Source organism: Arthrobacter sp. 05N429 (genome assembly GCF_056397045.1).
Window position 1 is genome coordinate 302018 of record NZ_JBFTMQ010000004.1, and the last position, 19826, is coordinate 321843.

A 19826-nucleotide genomic window follows, 5' to 3' on the forward strand; every position below is an offset into this window, starting at 1 on the left:
CCTTCCTTACGCCTTGATGGCGAATGGGTCGCGGATGTCGTCGGAAAGATCCATCAACACGTTCTTGGTGCGCAAGTACTCGTCGAGGGCTTCCAGGCCGCGTTCCCGCCCGTAGCCAGACTGCTTGACCCCTCCGAACGGGGCCTGGGCGGCCGAATAGCGGTAGGTGTTGATCCATACGGTGCCGGCCACAAGGTCCCGCGCGATGCGATGGGCGCGCTGCACATTCTGTGTCCATATCCCCGATGCCAAGCCGAAGTCCGTGCTGTTGGCAATGGCGATTGCCTCCTCGTCTGTGCGGAAGGTTGTGACGGCCAGTACTGGGCCAAAGACTTCCTCCTGTGCCAACCGAGATGCTGGATCCACGTCCACGAAGATTGTCGGTTCCACGAAGGCGCCGTCAGCCAGCTCCGGGGCTGCGGGGGTGCCGCCTCCGGTGATCAGGCGGGATCCGTCGGCTTTGGCATCGGCGATCATCGCGAGGATGCGGTCTCGTTGCGCGGTTGATGCAACTGGCCCCATTTGGGTGTTTGGATCCGCTGGATCTCCGAGCCGGATCGTCTGGGCGACTTCGGAGACGCGGCGGGTGAACTCGTAAGCGATTGATTCGTGAACAAGGAGTCGGGAGCCGGCGATGCAAGTCTGTCCGCCGGCCGCGAAGATGCCAGCGACCGCTCCTGGCACAGCACGGTCGAGGTTTGCGTCTTCGAAGACGATGTTGGCGCTCTTGCCCCCAAGCTCGAGTGTCACAGGCACAAGGACGTCCGCGGCCGCGCGGGCGATGGCCTGCCCCGTGGACACTGATCCGGTGAACGAGATCCGACCGACGCGGGAGTCCGTGGTGAGAGCCACACCAGCATCCCGGCCGCCGGTGACAATGTTGATTACTCCCGGCGGGAAGCCCGCCTCCTCGATGATGCCGGCAAGGCTCAGGGTTGTGAGGGGTGCAATTTCGCTGGGTTTAATGACCACGGTGCAACCCGCTGCCAAGGCGGGCGCAAGTTTGTTGGCCAACAACTGCATCGGAGAGTTCCAGGCCGTAATGAGCACTGCGACGCCTACAGGCTCCCGCCGCGTGTAGTCGAAGGTCTCCCATGCGTCCAGGGGGATGGTGTGTCCGTAAATCTTGTCGGCGGCTCCGGCGAAGAACCGGTAGTTCCGCACCGTGAACTTCGCCTGTGTTGATGTTTCACGAAGTAGCTTCCCGTTATCGGCGCTTTCGAGACGGGCCAACGAATCGGCCTCTCTATCGAGCAGATCGGCAAGGCGATGCATAAGACGGGCGCGCTCAGCACCACTGGTGGTTCGCCAGCTTTCGAATGCGGCTTCGGCCGCACTGATCGCTGCGGCCGCCTGTTCCGCCGTAGCGTCGGCGACTTCAGCGAGCACTTGGCCTGTGAGGGGACTGTAGACGGGGATAGTCCGGTCGGTGTCGGGCTCGACCCGGAGACCGTTAATAAGCATGCGGGTGTCGAGAATGGCTGTTTCAACCACAGTGATCTCCTCTTTCCTAAATCGCCGGATTGTGTCGGACCTCGTTCAGGACGTGCGACCGGAGCTCTGCGAATAGGTGGTTTTCTTTGGTGCTGATCTGATCCCTGTCATCGCCAAGGTCGACGTCGATGGTTTCCAGCACCCGAGTCGGTCGCCCGCCCAAGACAACAACCCGGTCGGCCATGTAGACCGCTTCGTCGATGTCGTGAGTCACCAGCACGATGGTGATGCCCATTTCGCGGCGGAGTCGGAGGGTTAAGTCCTCCAGATCGAACCGTGTCTGCGCATCGACCGACCCGAATGGCTCATCCATCAAGAGGATAGGGGCCTCGTAAGCCAAGGCTCGCGCGATAGCGACGCGCTGCTGCATTCCGCCGGACAATTGCCACGGGTACTTGCTCCCGGCATCACCCAGACCTACTGCTTCCAAGGCTTGCTGCGCTCGATGGTCACGCTCTGCCTTCGCCACCCCTTTACCCTGCAAGGGAAAGGCGACGTTCTCGGAGACGGGCATCCAGGGCATAAGGGATCCGCGGTAGTCCTGAAAGACCACGGCAATATCTTCGATGGGTTTGCTGACCGGCCGGTCGCCGAGTCGGACCTGCCCTGATGTAGGTTCAAGCAACCCGGAGAGGCAGCGGAGGAGTGTGGTCTTGCCAGCTCCCGAGGGACCGACGAGACTCACCAGCTCCTGTGGGTGAACTTCGAGGGACACATCTCCCAGCACTTGGTGCGCCGTGCTTCCCTCTCCGTAGGTCTTTGAGAGTCCTTCGACATAAAGGGTGTCGCTTGTATGGTTTGACATGGTCAAACGCCTTTCCGTGTTGCCACAACTACTTCAGAGTCCTTATCTGCGGTGAGCTCTTCTTTCAAACGCTCGCCAACGGGGTTCCTCACCGGCGGTGCTGCTGCGTTTTTGGCGGCGGTGTTAGGCGGCCACCTGCGCAGTCCACGGCGCTCCACCTGGTAGTACCAGGCCAGGAGATAGCGTTCGACGGCGACGAAGCCCACGGAGATCAAATAGCCCAGGAGGCCAATGACGATCGTTCCGGCCCAGACGTCAGTGATGCGGTAGCTTTCTTGGCTCTGGAGGATGTAAAAACCGATTCCCCGCGTCGAGGAATACATTTCGCTGACCACCATCATGACGACGCCCAGGCCGATGGCGATTCGCATGCCCGCCATAATGGTGGGCAGTGTAGCGGGGAGGACCATCCGCATCAGGTAGACGGGATATGGGATCCGGTAGGCCTTCGCGACCTCAAGGAGCTGGGGATTGAGTCCACGGACACCGTCAATGGTGTTCAGGAGGATCGGCCAGAAGCAGATGAACCCGATAAGGAACGCTTTGGGCTGCGGTCCAATGCCAAAGGCCATGATGACAACGGGAACCAAGGCGATCTGCGGCATGGACCTCATGAAGTCCAACAGCGGGGACACCGCGACACGGACGCGTCGGAGTGATCCCAGCAGAATGCCGAACAGGATGCCGGCGATGCCAGCGACGACGAAACCAATGATGAAGTTGATCATGGAGAACAGGACGTTCTCCCAAAGCGCTCCTTCGGTGGCCTGGAAGATGATCTTGTCGAAAATCTTGGACAGGGGTGGGAAGTAGAAATTCTCCGAGGTCCCGGAAAGAACCCACCAGGCGGCAACGACCAGGGCTGGCAGCCACAACATTTTCCCGGCGTCGAGCAAGGTCTTTTGGATGTTCATGAGCCCGTCCCCTCTCAACTTACGGTCGTTGGTGGTCGCCACCGCAGCAGGCGGCTTTCAACTGCCTGCGACAGTTTGCTGACGGCAAAACCCAGCGCACTTGCCGTCAGGATGTACGCAAAGGCTACGGCCGATGCGCCATCCTGCTGTGCGCCGGCAATCCGCTGGCCAAGTCCCGGTATGCCTGCGAGAATTTCCACGCCGATCGATAGGAGGACGGCCATCGTAATGCCCAGTCGCAAGCCGGTCATGATCGAGGGAACGGCACTCGGTAAAACAATGCGAGTGAGTTGCATACCTGCAGGAATACGGAACGCCTTGGCCGTCTCGACGATTGCTGGGTCCACCCGGCGAGCTCCGTAGAAGCTCTGAACAAAGATGGGGAACACGCAACCGACGGCGATGACGATGGTCTTTGTGGTGATGGTCGACCCATACGACAGCACAAAAATGGGTAGCAGGGCAATGGCGGGGAAGGATCGTCCAAAGTCGACCAGGATGCGGCTGGACTTTTCAAGGAAGGGCGAGAAGCCCACCACGACACCTAGTGGAATCCCGACTACCGCAGCCACCAGGAATCCCTGCAGCGCCCCCTGAAGGGTCTGCCACACAGCGGTCCAGTATCTGGAAGTTGGCATTCCCTGTATCAACTCCGCCGCCACCGCCGAGAAGGGCGGAAACGCATTCTCTGCAGCCAACCCCGACCGGGCGATCAACTCCCAGATCACCAGAAGGGCGAGGATTACGCCGATCTGGCTCCCTAGGACTGTCATTTTTTGCTGTCGCACTACTTCACCTCAATCTCTGACCGCTACCTGTACTGCCTGGATCAGGCAGTTTGGGCACCCTTCCAGATGATGTCGTCCATGGCTGGCGCCTTATCGATGAATCCGAAGCGCTTCAGTGCATCGGCCAGTTCCTGCACGCCCTGACGGTTGATCTGGTTGGAGAACGGGACCAGCCACACGTTTTGGATGTAGTCCTTGGGCAGCTTGGTCAGCTCACCCATCAAGCGGCGTCGATCTTCCGGGTGGCTATTGGCGTAGTCCTGGGCCTTGGCGTTGGCGTTCAGAAACTGTTCAACCACCTTGGGGCTTTCATTGGCGTACTGCTTGGACGAGGCCCAAACAATCTGCGGAATACCCTTAATCACTTCGCCCGCGGAAGGACCGATAACAGTAAATTGCTTCGACTGGGCCTGCCCATAGAAGTTGCTCCACAATGTCACGGCGTCCACTTGGCCCCCCTCGGCCGAGGAGAGCAGATTTGCCGCGGGAAGAGCAATGAACTTGACGGACTTCGGGTCTACGCCGGCCTTTTCCAGGGCCAGCATGGCGGTAACGTGGATGGTCGCACCCAACGCGGGGACACCCACAGTCTTTCCGGCGAGGTCTTTGAGGCTCTTGATCGGCGAATTCGGCGGGACCATCAACCCGTCTGCGGGCTTAAATCCTGCGGCACCGGTGTCCGGCGCGATTTGGACGGAACCAACGATTTGCACGGGAAGACCTTCAGCAGCGGCCCGGATCATCGCCGTGGCATCAATCTGGGCAAAGTGCGCTTCCTTGTTCAACAGCGGAGGAACGCGCTGCGCTGAAGAGTCCGCGCCGATTTTGTCGTCAAGGGTGAGACCGTTCTCAGCCCAGATACCCTTCTCTTTGCCCAGCAGGATCCCTTCGAACTGCCCTCCGTTCGTGCGAAGGACGGTGAGGGAAGTCTTCTCGTCGCTAGCGGCATTCCCGGAAGACTGAGCTTGTCCGCCGGCACCGCAGGCGGCCAGCATGGCAGACGCTGCCATGGCAGCAACGAGGGTCGTAACTTTGCGTCGCGTGTATGTCTTCTTCGACATCGGTGGTCCTCCTGAGACTTGAATCAAAGTTTTTTGTAAGTTAGATCACACAAGATTGCATGCACTGAGAATGCTACATGAGCGGATTGTCCCTGCCAACGTATTTCTTACTTGTTGCGACAGTGGGTTATTTGGAAAGCGAAAAGGGTTTGACTCGGAACCGAAAAATGGCGCGACGAAGCAGCTGGAGGCCGTGACACGGCCAAAATGTGTTGATTTTCCTAGGGTTGGGGCAATGTCAGGAAGGGCACCGATCCGTAACAAAACGCTGCTGCGCTAGACGTCACGCACAGATCGCCGGCTCGGTCGCTGTTTCCACAAAGTTGCATGGAAGTTTTACGGGGAGAGCATCTGCCGCGTTCTCACGTCGCGGGCTTTACGCATGTGGGATGTGGCCATCGCTTCGGCCGTGTCGGGATCGCTGGCTGCGATGGCCTCGATGATGGCCTGATGTTCAACCAGGACTTCATCGAGCCTGCCCGGCACATTGAAGGTCGTTTCGCCGAACCGTCGGACGGCGTTTTCCACCTGGACCAGGAAGCGTTCGAGATATGGGTTTCTTGCTGCGTCCCTGATGGCCCTGTGGAACCGAAGGTTGATCTCTGAGACGTCGCTGTCATCCCGCACTGCCTCGGCCATTTCCCGCTGGATACCTATGAGTTCCTCCACGAGTCCAGGGGGGTTGCGCAAGGCGGCGAGCCGGGCGGCTAGCCCCTCCAGGCTGGTCCGCACCGAGTAAACAGCTAGGATCTCTTCGAACGTAATCGGCGCAACAACGGTGCCACGGTTGGCTACCCTTTGGGTCATGCCTTCGTCGGACAAGCGCCGCAAAGCCTCGCGGACTGGTGTCCGACTCACCTGCAAAGCTTCCGCCAGCTCGCCTTCACGCAACCATGTGTCCTGGTGCAGAAGTCCGGTCAGGATAGCCTCCCTGAGGGCATCCGTGACCGCATCCGTCGTCGATCCGTGACCGCTCTTCACCACCAAGTTGCGCAAATCGAGGCCTACGGGCTCACTGCCCTTGGCCTTGGCGTGCTTCACTTCAATGCGTTCAGTGTCCATCATCGTCTCGTTTTCGTGGCCGCCGCCTGGCCCGGGAACTTCGGAGGGCGTCGGACCGTATTGGGCCCCTCTTGGCTAGAGGGGTGGATAGTGGTCTGCAGTTACTATGGTGCTGACTGCAAGGTCGGATAGCTTTTGGAACCTCACTATATTTTCGCTTTCTTCCATGATCCCGGCGGTCAGGCAAACAAAGGTCATTTCCCGGACTGGATCCACCCAATAGATGCTCGAGCCAGCACCGTAGTTACCGAAGGTTTGCGGAGAAGTGAGTGTTCCAAGGATAGAAGGATGAAGGCCCTCACCCCGCAGGAAGAGCCCGAGCCCCAGATTTGCCGGCATGACTTTCCATCCTCGACGTTCAGCCATCGGGATCCACCAATTGTTGGGCGTGTCGCCGGTGTGGTTGCGCGTGGCGCGCTGCAAAATCGCGTTCGACAGTATCCGGGTCTCCCCCAGCGCTCCGCCGCGACGGAGCATCTCCGCGAAACGCAACACATCCGAGGCAGTAGAAACGCCACCTACCCAGGGCATTTCAGCTTCAGCGTCCACAGCGTCATTGAGTGCTTCGATATCACGGGGGCCAAGCCATCCGGACGGTTCGAACCGCGCTTTCAAAGGCACAAGGCGGTCGCCAAGGTCCGGTCGCGCTCCAATCGCCGTGTCGCCCATCCCCAGTGGCTCAAAGATGTGTTCCTTCACGAGTTCACGGTATCGGCGCTCCGGGCCGAGTACCCGGCGGGCCATCTCGCCCAAGAGCGCATGGTTGAAAGCAGGGCTATATTCGATTGCTTGACCGGGCTCACCGATGGGACCGGCTTCGCAGATTGCCGAAATCACCTCAGACAGGGTGCCCAAGCGGTCGTAGGGCAGCGGTTCGGGGGTAGCGGGCAGGCCCGCCCGGTGGGTGAGGAGATCCGCCACCGAGATCCTGTCACGGACCTTGTTAAGGAACCGATCCGGAGAACGGAACTCGGGGATTATCTCCACGACATTGGTGGTCAGGGACAACAGCCCCGCATCAATTGCACGAAAAACAAGCGCAACCGTAAATGCTTTGGTCAGGGAGAGGATGCGGAAGACGTCGTCGGCCTGTGCAGCACGTCCGGCGTCGACGTCCGTCTGGCCGATTGCCTCATGTGCGATGATTTGGCCGCGGTGGGCCAGGGCAAGAACCGCTCCGTCATATTGGCCGGCGTCGATGTCCTGACGGACGGTGTTCAATAGACGTTCGACTGCCCGGTCGTCGACCGATGTTTGAGTCATAGCGTTTCCCTTCTCTTCGTGGATTAAATGGACGTGGTCCCTGGCCCCATCAGGGATTGGAGACCACCGAAACTGGATCGAGCTCGGTGCCGGCCTGGTAGACGCCACCGAAGACTTCTGTGCCTTCAAGGGTGAGCGTTGCGCCTGACTGGCCGTTCTGCGGATTTCCTTGCAGATCGGCAATGGTTATGCGGTGACTTTGGCCCGGCCAACGTACGACCGACAGATGCACGCCATCTTGGTGTTTCTCCACCCAGGGGTCGATGATGTGCCCCAAGGACATGCCGAAGTGACCGAACGCCTGCAGGGTGCCGGAAAATTTCAGGATTCCCCGCCCGTCGCTCCAATTGGAATCGTCCAGCAGAGGAAAGAGTGCAGACTGGTTCTCCAGAATGATGCCACCGTCGGTATGGAAGCGCCCGTCAGAGAGCCCCAGCACGTAGGCACGCCAATTCTTGCGGACACCCCAGTCAAGAAATGTTTTCAAGGTGCTCCGGTCGTCCGAGGGCGTCAAATACAACGATGTTGCCGCCGTGGCTGGAAAAACCACCGTCCACCGGAAGTTCTACGCCGGTGATGTAGCTGGATGCTGAGGACAGCAGGAAGATCACGGCATCGGCGATCTCATCGACCTCTCCACCACGACGTGCAGGAGTCATTTTCAGATGGGTCTCTAGAAAGCGCGGATCAGCATTGGCGTTCAAGGGGGTCTTGATATAGCCGGGATGGACCATATTGACGCGGATTCCGAACGGCGCGAACTCGACTGCAGCGGACTTGGACAGGCCGCGCAGCGCCCACTTGGCCGCACCGTAAGCGGCGTTGTGGTGGGCGATGACCGAAGCGACGGACCCAATGTTGACGATGGAGGAGCCCTCGGGCATATGTGGGGCGACCGCCTGCATGCCCAGCATCGCACCGGTGACATTGACGGCGAACGACTTGTTCCAGGATTCCAAATCGATCGATCCAAGACGACCAGGAACCGCAATTCCGGCATTGTTGACTAAGCCGTCAATGGTCCCAGTTGCCCCCGCCACTTCCTGCACCAGTGTGCGCCAGTTGTTCTCGTCGGTGACATCGAGCTTGAAGAACCGGATCGTTCCCGGTCCTCCGGCGAGCTCCGTAACGAGCTCGGCCCCGGCGTCCTCATTAAGGTCTCCGACCACAACATTGGCACCCAGCTGCACCAGCTTCTTGGCTTCGGCTGCTCCCTGACCGCGGGCACCGCCAGTCACGATTATCGTTTTACCCAATAGATCCGAACTCATCTGTGTTTCCTTTCAAAGTCTTCGTAGTTGCCGCTCAATGAGATCCGGCATTTTGTGACAGACCGGATGAAGGGGCCTTCTTCTTCCTCAAACTCCAGGAGGCGGGCATTAGGGAAGCGTTCAAGCACAGCATCGAGCAGCACGTGCATTTCCAGACGGGCGAGGTGCATTCCTATGCAGGAGTACTTTCCCTGCCCAAATACCAGCGTGCCGGGGACCAACGGCCGTGTGATGTCGAACTTCTCCGGATCGGGGAATACGGCGGGGTCCTGCTGCGCAGCCGCGACAGAGACAAAGACCATATCGTCGCGTGCCAAAGCGGCACCGGCGAATTCCATGTCCTCGGACGCGTACCGCATATGGGTCCTGAACCGCGGCCATAGTCTGATCGTTTCTTCTGTTGCGCCCGCAATAAGGCTGCGATCTTCTGTGAGGCGGTGCCAATCGTCTGGGCGTTCCAGCAGTCGCGCCACCGTTATCGCGGCCGAATGAGCCGTGTTATCCACCGAGGCTTCCAGCAGCGCTGCGCCGATATCGTGAAGCTCTTGTTCGGTGAGGTTTCCATCGATTTGTTCACGGATAAGAGCGGACGTGAAGTCATCTCCCAGGTTCCTCCGCCGCTCCTCGATGTGTTTCACTGCAAGGTCATACGCCTCACGTCGGGCGTCCTCCAGTTCTTGCACCCGTGTTGGGTCGACAGTCAGCATCGGCGCGAGAATCGAGTCGGACAGCCGTTGGATGGTCGGAGCAAGATCCATCGGCGCTGACACCATCATGCAATAGACCATCGACGGCAGCCGCCAGCAAACATCCCCGAGAAAGTCCACGTCATCCGGATTGTCGATGTCATCCAGAATCTGGGCAACGATGTCATGAACGCCGTCGGTCAGTTTTCGGATTGACCGCGGCGCAAGGATCCGCGCAAGCGGATTACGCAGTCGCGAACGCTGCTCCCCTTCCTGCGAGTTGAGCGTCCGAGTCAGGAAGTCGCGCGCAAATCCAAGGCCCAACCCGATGCGGTCGTGCCGCCACAGAAAGAGCTTTGCCCGGAACAACTGTGGATGTCGAAGCGCCTCGAGCGCCTCTTGATAGCGAAGAACTTCCAATCCACGTTCCGACCGGACTACCCCGCTTTCCCGCTGGGCGGCCAGGAGTTCAACCGTCGAAGCGGTATCAGTAGGCCCTAAAGCGCTGACCTGCACCATAGAGATTTCCTTTCATAAGTTGCACATGCGTGCCGTGACACCTGCACCCGGCTCAAAGTTTCAGGCGCAGTTTTGGGCATCCGCGTTCGGCTCGCGAGACGCAGATCATCATGGTGTCCTGCGCGTCCTTCTCTTCATCGGTCAAGAGAGAATCCCGATGTTCCACCCGACCCGACAGAAGCGGAGTTTCGCAGGTTCCACACGTGCCTTCCTGGCACGATGAAAAGACGTTGACGCCAATCTGCTCGGCTACTTCCAGAATTGTCTGGTCGGCGCCAACCGCGACGGTGATCCCGCTGTCCGTGAATTCCACCTCGAAGGGTTCGTCTTCACCTTCAACAAAGATGGTCTTGGGTTCAAAATGCTCGATCTTGAGTGCGCCCGACGGCCAAGCTTTCATCAGGTCTTCAGTCTCTTCGAGCATTCTGTTGGGCCCACACGCATAGACCTTGCATCGTTCGGCAGGAGCGCCGATCCAGTCGCTTAGCCTTGCACGGCCTCGTTCCTCGCTCGGCCAGACTGTGACCTTATCGCCGTAGGGATCCAACTCGTCGAGGAAAGCCATCGTCCTGCGTGACTGACCAAGGTAGAGCATCTTCCACTCTTTGCCTTGAGCCTCGACGGCATGGATCATCGGCAGTACGGGTGTGACACCAATGCCACCCACGACGAACAAGTACGCGTCGGATTCAACGAGCTCAAAGTGGTTCCTCGGCAGGCCGACCGCTAAGACGTCCCCAACATTGACGTTGTCGTGAAGGTACATCGATCCGCCATTTCCGTCCGGATCCCGCAGGATGCCCAGGCGGTACCGTGTGCGGTCCGCTGGATCTGAGCTCAAGGAAAACTGTCGGGCTGATCCGTCTTCGACCAAGACGTCAATGTGCGCTCCGGGCATCCATTCCGGCAGCTCCTCATCGAGTGGGTGTTCGAATTCCAGCGCCAGTACCGATTCCGATGCCATCACCCGCTTTGAGACTCGAAGCCCCATGGTTTCCTGGAGATGTGCCTTGGGTGCGGGGGCGCCAATTACTTCGCTTGGCGGGGTCGGTTCGAACCGTCCCGCGTCAGCCTCCACGTCCCATGTCACTGGGAGCGTCCGGCGCACCGGCAGGAGCGCCAGCTGCATGAAATCCAAGGGAATGTCGGAGTCGGGTGCCAGAGATGGCAGCCGTTCGAACAGTACTCTCAGTCCGGTAGACCCCTGCACCCGAGCCAAGGGCTGTCCCAGGCAGGTGTGCCGGCCCTTCGTGAAGGCCAGATGGTCGCCGACTTCCCGGTCGAGCGTGAAGTCGAATGGACGATCGTAGTAGTCGGGGTCGGTATTCGCCGAAGCCAATCCCAGCCAGATAGCGTCACCGGCTTTGATCTGTACGCCAGCGATCTCTACATCTTCTGTTGCCCATCGGGTCCCGGTTCCTGACGGTCGACGCCGGACCGTTTCATCGAAAACGACCGGCCATAGCGAGGAATCGCCCAGTGCCCGTTCACGGACTCCCCTATTCCGGTCCAAGAACAGTACGGCGTTGGCCATCGCTTGGGCGGTTGTATCCGTAGCTGCCCCGGCGAATTCCCCGATATGGAGGGCCACCTGCTCGGGTGACATCAAGGGATGGCCGGCCTCGTCCCGTGCCGAGGCCATCTCAGAAATGAGATCCGTTCCCGGGTTTTCTGCACGTTCCCGTGCGACCTGGCCGATATGAACCAGCGCCTCCGTGTACCGGGTCCAGACATTGGTCAAGGTCGGTTCCGGCATGGGCTCAAGTGCTGAGCCAAGAATCATGAACATGTCATTTCGGAGCTGGCGCATCATCGGTTCGTCCTCAGGCGGAAGACCGACCAGCGCCATGAAAGTCTGCGTCGTTAGTTCCAGGCAGTAGTCCTCCATGAGGTTGCCGGATCCCTTGTGCTCAATCGAGTCGATGATGCGATGTGCCCGGTTTTCTATGACGGGGCGCAGTGCATCCATTCGTGACTTCACGAATCCTCGCTGAGCGATGGCGCGGTTACGCGTGTGCCGGGGCGGGTCAGACCCAATCAAGATGTTGGAGAACAAATCCCGCGGAATGATGTGCTGGAATGCTTCCGGAACGTGGATTGATTCGCCCTTGAACCCATTCCTGAACCGTTTCCAGTCGGACAGGACCATCTCGACGTCTGCTTTTCGAGTAACGACCCAAGATTTCAAGTAGGGGTACCAGAAAACCGGCATCTCGTCCCTGATGTCGGCGAAATGCTTCGCCGGGTCGCGAAAATAGGCGTCGCCGAGAGCATCGAAAACATGCGACGCAGGTTCTCGCGTGATCTCCCGGTTCACCGTGAGTTCGGTCATTTTGAATCCCTCACCTTCTCCTACACGTGCCTAAGTTCACTAAATACAAGCCTATTGCATGCAATCACAACGGATCGCTTGGTGGCAACACATGAAAGCTTTTTAGGCCAGTACCGACGCTATTGTGACGGGCCTGTACTGCCTTTGGGACACAAGTTGAATGCAGTGCATCCCGCGGGTCAGCACGTCACCTGCCCGGAACCTCGCGGCCCAGGAGAACAGGATCCATTTCCTCCCCAGCCACGTATTGGCCGTTGAAGAGCTCGACACCGGCCGCAGCCAATTGCGCCGGCAGTTCCGTCCATTCCGTCGCGGCAGACTCCGGGCCACGCGGCACGGCCAGCCGGAGGAGTTCCAGCCGGGCCTCGCTGCCCGGCGTCCGCCGCGGGTCCGCGACGCTCAGCAAGACGCCCTCAGCACCGAATTCGAGCCACGGGTCCGTGACAAACAGGCTCATCATTCCTTGATGGCCGCTGAGCCGCACCTGGCCGCGAAACTTGCGGACGCCCGCCGGCCACCCAGCCTCCGCCGCCGACGCACCGCCGTCGGGCTCGAACTGGAAGTAGCTCCCGCTGACGATGGACGCCCCCGCGTCTGCTGAGACGCTGCCGTCAGGCAGCCGGGACAGATAGTCGATGAAACTCCGCTTGATGCCCCAGCGGAGCGCTGGGGCATCAAGCAGAAGCTGCTCCATTCCCATGACTCAGAGCCCGAGCTTCAGCGGGCAGCCACCCTGGGACCGGGAGACGCAGATGAACATGCTGTCGCAACTGGCCTTCTCGTCATCCGTCAGGATGGAGTCCCGGTGGTCTGGTGTACCCGAAATGACCGGGGTTTCGCAGGTGCCGCAAGTCCCCTCGCTGCACGAGGACAGGGCGGGCAGTCCGGCAGCCTGGGCAACTTCGAGGATGGACTTGTCCGCGGGGATGGTCAGCGTGACGCCGCTGTCCACGAACTCGACCTCAAAGGCGACGTCGCCGCTGACGTCGATTTCCTTGGCCACGAAGCGCTCCACGTGCAGGCTGCCGGCGGGCCAGTGCGCCGAGGCGCCTTCGACGACGTTCAGCAGGGGCTCGGGTCCGCAGCAATAGATCAGGGTTTCAGGCCGGACGTCCTTCAAGAGGGACGTGAAGTTCACCCTGCCGTCGGTGTCTTCCGGGACGAACAGGACACGGTCACCGTAAACGCCCAGCTCCTCCAGGAACGCCATTGTGGCGCGTGAGCGTCCGCCATAGACAAGGCTCCAGTCGGCACCCTCGCGTTCGGCCTGCTCCACCATGGCCAGGATCGGCGTGATGCCGATCCCGCCGGCGATGAAGACGTAGTGCGGGGACGGCTGGAGTACAAAGTTATTGCGCGGCTGGCCGACAACCAGGGTCGACCCGGCCTCCACGGTGTTGTGAATGGCCAGCGATCCGCCGCGCCCGTTGACCTCCTTCAGCACCCCGATCCGCCAGTTGTCCTGGCCTCCTCCGGGCGAGCACAGGGAGTATTGCCGGATATGGCCATCGACGTGGACGTCGATGTGTGCCCCCGGGTGCCAGGTTGGCAACGGCAGCCCGGACGGGTCCACGAGCGTCAGGGATACGACGCCGTCGGACTCCTCCCGCAGCTCCCGCACCGTCAGTTCCAGGGTGGCCGTCGGATCATCGGGGAGTTCGACGGCGTGCCGCCCCGCCCTGGGTGCCACGTCCCACTGCACGTCCAGGCTTCTGCGGACCGGCAGGAGGGCCATTCTGACGAAGTCCAGGCCCCAATCCCTGGCCGGGCGCAGGCTGGGCAGTCGTTGGAAGAGCACCATCAGACCGGTGGAACCCTGTGCGCGGGCTAGCGGCTGTCCCAGGCAGGTGTGCCGGCCCTTGGTAAACGCCAGGTGGTCCCTGGGGTCCTCGCGGTGGATGTCGAATTCGAAAGGCCGGTCATAGTAGTCCGGGTCCGTGTTGACACTGGCCAGCGCGATCCAGATCATGTCGCCGGCCTTGATGTCGGCGTCGCCGATGGTGACGTCGACGTTGGCCCGCCGGGAAGCGAACGTGGACGACGGGCGGCGCCGGACGGTCTCGTCAAAAACCCGCTGCCAGAGCGTGGGATCGTCCAGGGCGTCTGCGAGTGCGGGCGGTGTCTCGTTGAGGAAGATGACCGCGTTGGCCATGGCCTGGGCGGTGGTGTCGGTGCCGGCAGCGGCGAATTCACTCAGGTGCAGGGCGATCTGTTCCTCGGACAGGGACCAGTTGCCTTCCCGGTCCTTGTCCCGGGCCATGACGGAGATGAGGTCGTCTGCCGGGCTGTCCCGCCGTTCGCGGACAATCCGGCGCAGGGTCAGCTGCGCTGACACGTAGCTGTCCCATACTGCCGAGCGGCGCGGCTCTTCGAGCTTTTCCTGGGCGCTGGCGAGCACCTGGAAGAAATCGTCACGGAGGCCGCGCATCAGGGAATCGAATTCCGGACCGAGCCCCATCAGGGCAAGGAGCGTCTGCGTAGTGAGCTCCAGGCAGTAGGCGTCCATCAGATTGGCGTGCCCCTCCGTCTCGAACCTGTCGATGATGCGGTGGGCGCGGGCTTCGATTTCGGGCCGCAACGCTTCCATCCGGTCTTGAAGGAACGCCTTCTGGGCCACGCGCCGGGCAATCGTGTGCCCGGCCGGATCAGACCCAACCAGGATCCGGGAGATCAGCTCGGCCGGCATGATCTCCTGATACGCCTCGGGGACCGGGATCAATCCGCCGTTGCTGGCGCTGGAGAACTTCTGCCAGTCCGGCAGGATGGTTTCGGCGTCGGCGCGCCGGGTGATGATCCACGCGTTCAGGTACGGGTAGAAGAAGGCCGGCCGGCCCTCGCGGACGTCGGCGAAATGCCGGGCGGGGTCGCGGTAGTAGTCATCGCCCATGGCGTCGAAGCCGGGGGAAAGGGGGCCTCGGTGGGCGGGGGCGATGGTGTTGATGGACATGGTGTGCTCCAGGAGGAAGGGGTGTCAGAGGACCGCGGAGGCGGCGATGGTGGAGAGTTTCTGGAAGCGCAGGACGTTGTCGCCCTCGTCCATGACCCCGGCCGTCAGGCAGACGAACGTCATGTCGCGTTCCGGGTCGATCCAGAAGAGCGTGGATCCGGCACCGTAGTTGCCGTGGGTACGCGGACTGGTGAAGGGGCCAAAGAAGGACGGGTGCGTTCCGGTTCCGCTCAGGGAGAAGCCCAGGCCGAAGTTTCCGGGGGGCTCTTCCCAGCCGCGCAACCGGGCGATCATGGCGTACAGGTCATTGGTCATGTCGCCGGTCTGCAGCGTGGTGGCCGCGTCCAGCACGGCGGGCGCGATCAACTGCCGGCCCTCGTGGGCGCCCCTGCGGCGGATCATCTCGGCGAAAGCAAAAACGTCAGCGGCGCTGCTGGCGGAGCCCACCCACGGCATTTCCGCGTCCTCGTTGATGACGTCGTCGAGGACCTCAATGTCCTTGGCCGAGAGCCAGCCGGAGTCGGGGATGTAGGCCCTGAGCGGAACCATCCGGTCCTTCCAGTCCGCCAGGGGGCCGAACCGTGTGTCCTTGAGGCCCAGCGGTCCGAAGAGATTCTTGTCGGCCAGGTCCCGGAAGGAATCGGCGCCGTAGACCCTGCGGAGCATCTCGCCCATCAGGGCATGGTTGACGGCGGGTGAATAGGTGAGGTTGGTGCCCGGCTCGTGGACGACGTCGAGTTCGCAGATGGCGGCGATGACGTCGCTGAGGTTTCCCAGCTGCGCATTTGGGAGCGGTTCCGGCGTGGCCGGCATACCGGAGCGGTGGGTGAGCAGGTGTGCCAGGTTTACGCGGTCCTTGCGTCCGGCGCGGAACCGGTCGCTGCCATAGAACTCGGGAATGACGTCCACCACGCGGGTGCTCAGGGCCAGCCGGCCCTCGCCGATGGCCTGGTACACCAGGGCGTTCGTGAAGGCCTTGGTCAGTGACAGCACGCGGAAGATGCTGTTCGTCGCCATGGCGCGGCCGGCGGCACGGTCCGCCCAGCCGAGGCTTGCGTCGAGGGCAACTTCGCCGTGGCGGGCCACGATGATGCGGGCGCCGTCGTAGTCGCCTGCACTGATGTCGTTGCGGATGGTCTGCTCTAGTAGGTCGATGGTCTCGGCGTTGAGTCCGTGGGTCATGGTCCTGCTCCTGGTAGCTGGCGTAAAGGGGAATGAACGGGGTGGTGACGGCAGTCCGCCGTCGTGCGTTCGACGGCGGCGGGAGGCTGCTGTGGGAGGCATCGGCCCTACATGTGCAGGCCGCCGGACGGCGAGAGGGTCTGCCCGGTGTAGTAGGCGCCTGCTTCGCTGGCCAGGAACAGCATCGTGGCCGCAATCTCTTCCGGGGTGGCGGGCCGCTTGATGGGCTGCATGCCGATCAGCATCCCCGTGATCTCCTCCGGCTGCTGACGGAACAGCGGGGTGTCCACGGCGCCGGGGGCGATCGCGTTGACCCTGATGTTGAACGGTGCCAGCTCGGCGGCCGCCGCCCTGGTCATGCCGAGGACGCCCGCCTTGGACGCCGGGTAGTACAGCGGCATCGGCACGCCGAGCAGGGCAGCCGAGCTGGAAACGTTGACTATGGAACCTCCGCCGGTGCGCTTGAGCAGCGGGGCGGCCGCCCGCATGACGTAGAACGGCCCGAACAGGTTGACTTCCAGGACCCGGCGGAAATCGTCATCCGTGATGTCACCGAGGAAGTCGGGGAAGAAGTCCTCGCCTGCCCGTGCTGCCCGGAAGGCGCGGACGTTGGTGTCAACGAGCTTGTCGTTCGCGGCCTTGGACGGCGCGTTAATGCCAGCTGCGTTGATGACCACGTCGAGGCGGCCGAATTTTGCGTCCAGTTTGCCAAAGGCATCGTTGACGGCGACGCTGCTCGTGACGTCCAGGGGGATCGACAGCGATCGGGGGATGGCAGAGAACTCGCGGTCCAGGGCAGCCTCGGACATGTCGGCACCAACCACCGCGGCGCCTGCGTCCGCAAGAGCCTTTGCGGTGGACAGTCCGATTCCGGAGGCGGCTCCGGTGACGAATGCCACTTTCCCTTGAAGAGTCACGATGTGCCTTTCTGCTGTCCGCCAGCGAGGCGGCTCAAAATGTGATGTCGGACACCAGTGTTGCACCTCGCTAGACACATGTCCAGCGAATTATTGGACGGCGTGTAAGAAAAAATGCATTAGTAGATTTAGTAGACAAGTGTCCAGTCAATGTGTTGTGCTTCTTCCATCCCCGTGAGTACGGTCACATATCCGGTCCATGTCCGATGTCGCTTTCCGGGCTCACTTCGCCCTGGAGCCTGACGGCCGCAGGGAACCTCACCAGACAGAACTTCGAGGCCCTCGGGCCTCTCTTCAAAGGAGAAGCATGACAGTTCCAATGACGGGCTCCCCGGCCGTCCAACTGGCTCCAGGCGAGCTGCCGGATACGCAGCGTAAGCTCCCCTGGAAGCGTGCTGGCATGCTGATGGCCGTGACGTTCTCCGGCTTGCAGATGCTCAACGAGGTGGGCGCCATGATGGCCATCCCCCTCTACCAGTCCATGAGCTTGGACCTCGGCCTCACGCCGTCACAGGTCTCGTGGGCCCTGCTGGCGACCCTACTGATGGGTGCCGCCTCAATCGCGCTCCTGTCGAAGGCTGGCGACGTTTTCGGCCACCGCAAGGTGATGATCATCTGCATCGTGGGTATCTTCGCGGGCTACGTAATGTCAGCACTCGCCACAGATTTCACCATGCTGGTGATCGGCCGCGCACTGACCGGCATCATGGCCGGGCAGGCCCTGGTGGTCGGGATCATGAACGACCGCCTCAGCAACTTCGACCGCAAAAAGGCCATCGGCATCATCGCCGGCGGCCAGGCCATCGGCGTCACGCTGGGCTTTGGCGTGGGCGGCCTCATGGTAGTCATCGGCGCAACGTGGCGCCATGCGTTCTGGATCGGCGCAGCCCTGACCGTCCTCAGCATGATTGGAATGCTGCTGTGGGGCTCGGACTCTGACGCCACGGTCCGGAACCGGGGCAAGAGCAAGCGCATCGACGTCGCCGGCGTCACCCTCCTCGGCTTCTCCCTGACCGCCATCTGCATCGGCCTGAGCCAGAGCCCGGTCTGGGGCTTCACTTCCCCTGCCACCCTCACCTGGGTGATCGCCGGCGTTGTGGGCCTTGGCCTGGCGCTCTTCGCGGAATCCCGCAGCAAGCAGCCGTTGGTCGATATCTCGCTGCTGCTCAGCTCGCGGCTGCTGCCCGCATACGCCGTATTTGTGACGCTAGGCATCGCCGGGATCATGATGTTCAACTTCGTGATGGGCTGGGCACTGACCCCTGCCGAGCTGGCGGGTTATGGCTTCGGACTGAATCCCCTGACGGCGGGGTTTCTCTTCATCCCGATGACGGTGGCCGGGATCGTGGTCTCAACGGTCATCCCGAGGTTGCTGCACCGGATTCCGCCGCGCGGCCCCCTAGCCGCCGGGGCCTTCCTCCTGATGCTGTCATTTGTCTGGCTGTACTTCATGCATGCCCAGCTCTGGGCCGTCGTCGTCGGCATCCTTTTCTACGGCATTGCCTACACCACGGTGCTGACCATTGCCGTCTCGATCATCGCCGCCGAAGCGCCGGCCGGGAAGGGTGCCGGCACCGCCTCCATCTACGTGGGCATTGCCCTGTCCGCATCGGCCATCGGAACGGCAGTTTACGCAGCGATCATCGGCCTGAACACCACGCCTGCAGCTCCACTGCCTCCGGCTGAGAACTACGCCACCGGTTTCCTCACGGCAGCCGTTGTCTCCCTGGTGGCGATCGCTGCGGCGTTCACCCTCTCAAAGCGTGTCCAGCTGACGGAGATTTCCGGCCACTGAGACAGCCACCGCTTTAGCTGACTTGGGTCGACGCACCTAAATCAGCAAAGAGGCGCCGGACACGGTGGTCCGGCGCCTCTGCGTCTGTTTCTGCCCCGCTTAGCCTTCGGCGGCGTCACCGCGGACGAAAGCCAGCCACTGCATGGCCAGCACGTCCTTAAGCAGGGCCATATCCAGCGGCCTGCCGCGAAGGATCGTAAAGAACATGGTCCGGTCCAGCGCCATCTGGAGTGTCAGCAAGTGCAGCCGCGCGCGTTCGTGCTGCGCCGGATCGGTGTACCTGGCAAAGGTCTTCGGCATCACCTTGTAGGTGTCGCCGAGAATGGTCAACCATGTTTCAGTAACCAAGTCATCGTTCGCCAGCGCCTGCTCCATGGTGGTGAAGTCGCTGGAGCGCTCCCGCCACAGCATAATGGTGTCGTCCAACCACTCGAGGATGCCCGCATGGTCCGGATCTTCCATTTCGTCCAACCGTCGGTAGGCAGCCATCACATCGGACTGGCTGCGCCGCATCAGCTCTGCAACGATCTCCGCCTTGGTCCGGAAGTAGACATAGAACGTGGCGCGGCTTGCGCCTGCCGCGGTCGCGATGTTCTCGGCAGTCGTCTCATTGAAGCCGCGGTTCCGGAACTCCTCCGCTGCGGCATCGATGAGCCTCTCGCGAGTTACCTGTTTCTGCACCTCACGCAGGGACTGCCGTGGGGCTCGCGTGGTCTGGGAAATCGGCACTTGCCGACCAGGCCCAACCCATTCTTCCTTCTCGGCAGTGGTCACGCTTACCAATTTATCA

Annotated in this window: 17 protein-coding genes; 1 reads left to right on the forward strand and 16 read right to left on the reverse strand. The window is 61.4% G+C overall.

Features of this window, described 5'->3' with window-relative positions; translation table 11 throughout:
- Positions 1 to 6: 6 nt before the first annotated feature.
- From AC1DF4_RS10350 to AC1DF4_RS10420, 15 genes are all read right to left on the reverse strand, one after another.
- Positions 7 to 1494 (reverse strand): aldehyde dehydrogenase, encoded by a 1488-nt coding sequence (locus AC1DF4_RS10350; protein WP_476912814.1) that lies wholly within the window; start codon positions 1492 to 1494, stop codon positions 7 to 9.
- Positions 1495 to 1510: 16 nt separating this feature from the next.
- The gene (locus tag AC1DF4_RS10355) at positions 1511 to 2299 is read right to left on the reverse strand and encodes an ABC transporter ATP-binding protein (RefSeq protein WP_476912815.1); all 789 of its coding nucleotides are present in this window, start codon (positions 2297 to 2299) and stop codon (positions 1511 to 1513) included.
- A gap of 2 nt (positions 2300 to 2301) precedes the next feature.
- Positions 2302 to 3213 carry an ABC transporter permease gene (locus tag AC1DF4_RS10360; RefSeq protein ID WP_476912816.1) on the reverse strand — a complete coding sequence of 304 codons (912 nt, stop codon included), beginning with the start codon at positions 3211 to 3213 and terminating at the stop codon, positions 2302 to 2304.
- 14 nt (positions 3214 to 3227) lie between these two features.
- Positions 3228 to 4001: an ABC transporter permease gene (locus tag AC1DF4_RS10365; protein WP_476912817.1), complete on the reverse strand. Its 774-nt coding sequence runs from the start codon at positions 3999 to 4001 to the stop codon at positions 3228 to 3230.
- 41 nt (positions 4002 to 4042) lie between these two features.
- Positions 4043 to 5062 carry an ABC transporter substrate-binding protein gene (locus AC1DF4_RS10370; RefSeq protein WP_476912818.1) on the reverse strand — a complete coding sequence of 340 codons (1020 nt, stop codon included), beginning with the start codon at positions 5060 to 5062 and terminating at the stop codon, positions 4043 to 4045.
- Positions 5063 to 5398: 336 nt separating this feature from the next.
- Positions 5399 to 6127 carry a GntR family transcriptional regulator gene (locus tag AC1DF4_RS10375; RefSeq protein WP_476912819.1) on the reverse strand — a complete coding sequence of 243 codons (729 nt, stop codon included), beginning with the start codon at positions 6125 to 6127 and terminating at the stop codon, positions 5399 to 5401.
- Between the two features lie 72 nt (positions 6128 to 6199).
- Positions 6200 to 7387, reverse strand: a complete 1188-nt coding sequence (locus AC1DF4_RS10380; protein ID WP_476912820.1) for a serine hydrolase domain-containing protein — start codon at positions 7385 to 7387, stop codon at positions 6200 to 6202.
- Between the two features lie 49 nt (positions 7388 to 7436).
- Complete coding sequence (locus AC1DF4_RS10385; RefSeq protein WP_476912821.1) at positions 7437 to 7874, reverse strand: HtaA domain-containing protein; 438 nt, start codon at positions 7872 to 7874, stop codon at positions 7437 to 7439.
- Entirely contained in the window at positions 7858 to 8658 is an 801-nt protein-coding gene (locus AC1DF4_RS10390) for an SDR family NAD(P)-dependent oxidoreductase (RefSeq protein WP_476912822.1), read from the reverse strand. The genes AC1DF4_RS10385 and AC1DF4_RS10390 overlap by 17 nt, the downstream gene beginning before the upstream one ends.
- Positions 8655 to 9863 (reverse strand): cytochrome P450, encoded by a 1209-nt coding sequence (locus tag AC1DF4_RS10395; protein ID WP_476912823.1) that lies wholly within the window; start codon positions 9861 to 9863, stop codon positions 8655 to 8657. The genes AC1DF4_RS10390 and AC1DF4_RS10395 overlap by 4 nt, the downstream gene beginning before the upstream one ends.
- Before the next feature lie 52 nt (positions 9864 to 9915).
- Positions 9916 to 12195, reverse strand: coding sequence for a cytochrome P450 (locus AC1DF4_RS10400; protein ID WP_476912824.1), 2280 nt, complete (start codon positions 12193 to 12195; stop codon positions 9916 to 9918).
- Between the two features lie 187 nt (positions 12196 to 12382).
- Positions 12383 to 12889, reverse strand: coding sequence for an HtaA domain-containing protein (locus tag AC1DF4_RS10405; RefSeq protein ID WP_476912825.1), 507 nt, complete (start codon positions 12887 to 12889; stop codon positions 12383 to 12385).
- Positions 12890 to 12898: 9 nt separating this feature from the next.
- Positions 12899 to 15142: a cytochrome P450 gene (locus tag AC1DF4_RS10410; protein ID WP_476912826.1), complete on the reverse strand. Its 2244-nt coding sequence runs from the start codon at positions 15140 to 15142 to the stop codon at positions 12899 to 12901.
- Between the two features lie 24 nt (positions 15143 to 15166).
- Entirely contained in the window at positions 15167 to 16324 is a 1158-nt protein-coding gene (locus AC1DF4_RS10415) for a serine hydrolase domain-containing protein (protein WP_476912827.1), read from the reverse strand.
- Positions 16325 to 16431: 107 nt separating this feature from the next.
- On the reverse strand, positions 16432 to 17241 hold the full coding sequence (locus tag AC1DF4_RS10420; RefSeq protein WP_476912828.1) for an SDR family NAD(P)-dependent oxidoreductase: 810 nt from the start codon (positions 17239 to 17241) through the stop codon (positions 16432 to 16434).
- 307 nt (positions 17242 to 17548) lie between these two features.
- Between AC1DF4_RS10420 and AC1DF4_RS10425 the strand changes: the two genes are divergently transcribed.
- The gene (locus tag AC1DF4_RS10425; protein ID WP_476912829.1) at positions 17549 to 19036 is read left to right on the forward strand and encodes an MFS transporter; all 1488 of its coding nucleotides are present in this window, start codon (positions 17549 to 17551) and stop codon (positions 19034 to 19036) included.
- A 99-nt stretch (positions 19037 to 19135) separates the two neighbouring features.
- Here the strand turns inward: AC1DF4_RS10425 and AC1DF4_RS10430 are convergent, their stop codons facing one another.
- Entirely contained in the window at positions 19136 to 19810 is a 675-nt protein-coding gene (locus tag AC1DF4_RS10430) for a TetR/AcrR family transcriptional regulator (RefSeq protein WP_476912830.1), read from the reverse strand.
- Between the last annotated feature and the right edge of the window lie 16 nt (positions 19811 to 19826).

Bases quoted from the DNA above. Each gene is read 5' to 3' on its own strand.
- AC1DF4_RS10355 (WP_476912815.1), bottom strand. From the start codon at position 2,299: ATGTCAAACCATACAAGCGACACCCTTTATGTCGAAGGACTCTCAAAG.
- AC1DF4_RS10360 (WP_476912816.1), bottom strand. From the start codon at position 3,213: ATGAACATCCAAAAGACCTTGCTCGACGCCGGGAAAATGTTGTGGCTG.
- AC1DF4_RS10370 (WP_476912818.1), bottom strand. From the start codon at position 5,062: ATGTCGAAGAAGACATACACGCGACGCAAAGTTACGACCCTCGTTGCT.
- AC1DF4_RS10375 (WP_476912819.1), bottom strand. From the start codon at position 6,127: ATGATGGACACTGAACGCATTGAAGTGAAGCACGCCAAGGCCAAGGGC.
- AC1DF4_RS10380 (WP_476912820.1), bottom strand. From the start codon at position 7,387: ATGACTCAAACATCGGTCGACGACCGGGCAGTCGAACGTCTATTGAAC.
- AC1DF4_RS10390 (WP_476912822.1), bottom strand. From the start codon at position 8,658: ATGAGTTCGGATCTATTGGGTAAAACGATAATCGTGACTGGCGGTGCC.
- AC1DF4_RS10395 (WP_476912823.1), bottom strand. From the start codon at position 9,863: ATGGTGCAGGTCAGCGCTTTAGGGCCTACTGATACCGCTTCGACGGTT.
- AC1DF4_RS10400 (WP_476912824.1), bottom strand. From the start codon at position 12,195: ATGACCGAACTCACGGTGAACCGGGAGATCACGCGAGAACCTGCGTCG.
- AC1DF4_RS10405 (WP_476912825.1), bottom strand. From the start codon at position 12,889: ATGGAGCAGCTTCTGCTTGATGCCCCAGCGCTCCGCTGGGGCATCAAG.
- AC1DF4_RS10410 (WP_476912826.1), bottom strand. From the start codon at position 15,142: ATGTCCATCAACACCATCGCCCCCGCCCACCGAGGCCCCCTTTCCCCC.
- AC1DF4_RS10415 (WP_476912827.1), bottom strand. From the start codon at position 16,324: ATGACCCACGGACTCAACGCCGAGACCATCGACCTACTAGAGCAGACC.
- AC1DF4_RS10425 (WP_476912829.1), top strand. From the start codon at position 17,549: ATGACAGTTCCAATGACGGGCTCCCCGGCCGTCCAACTGGCTCCAGGC.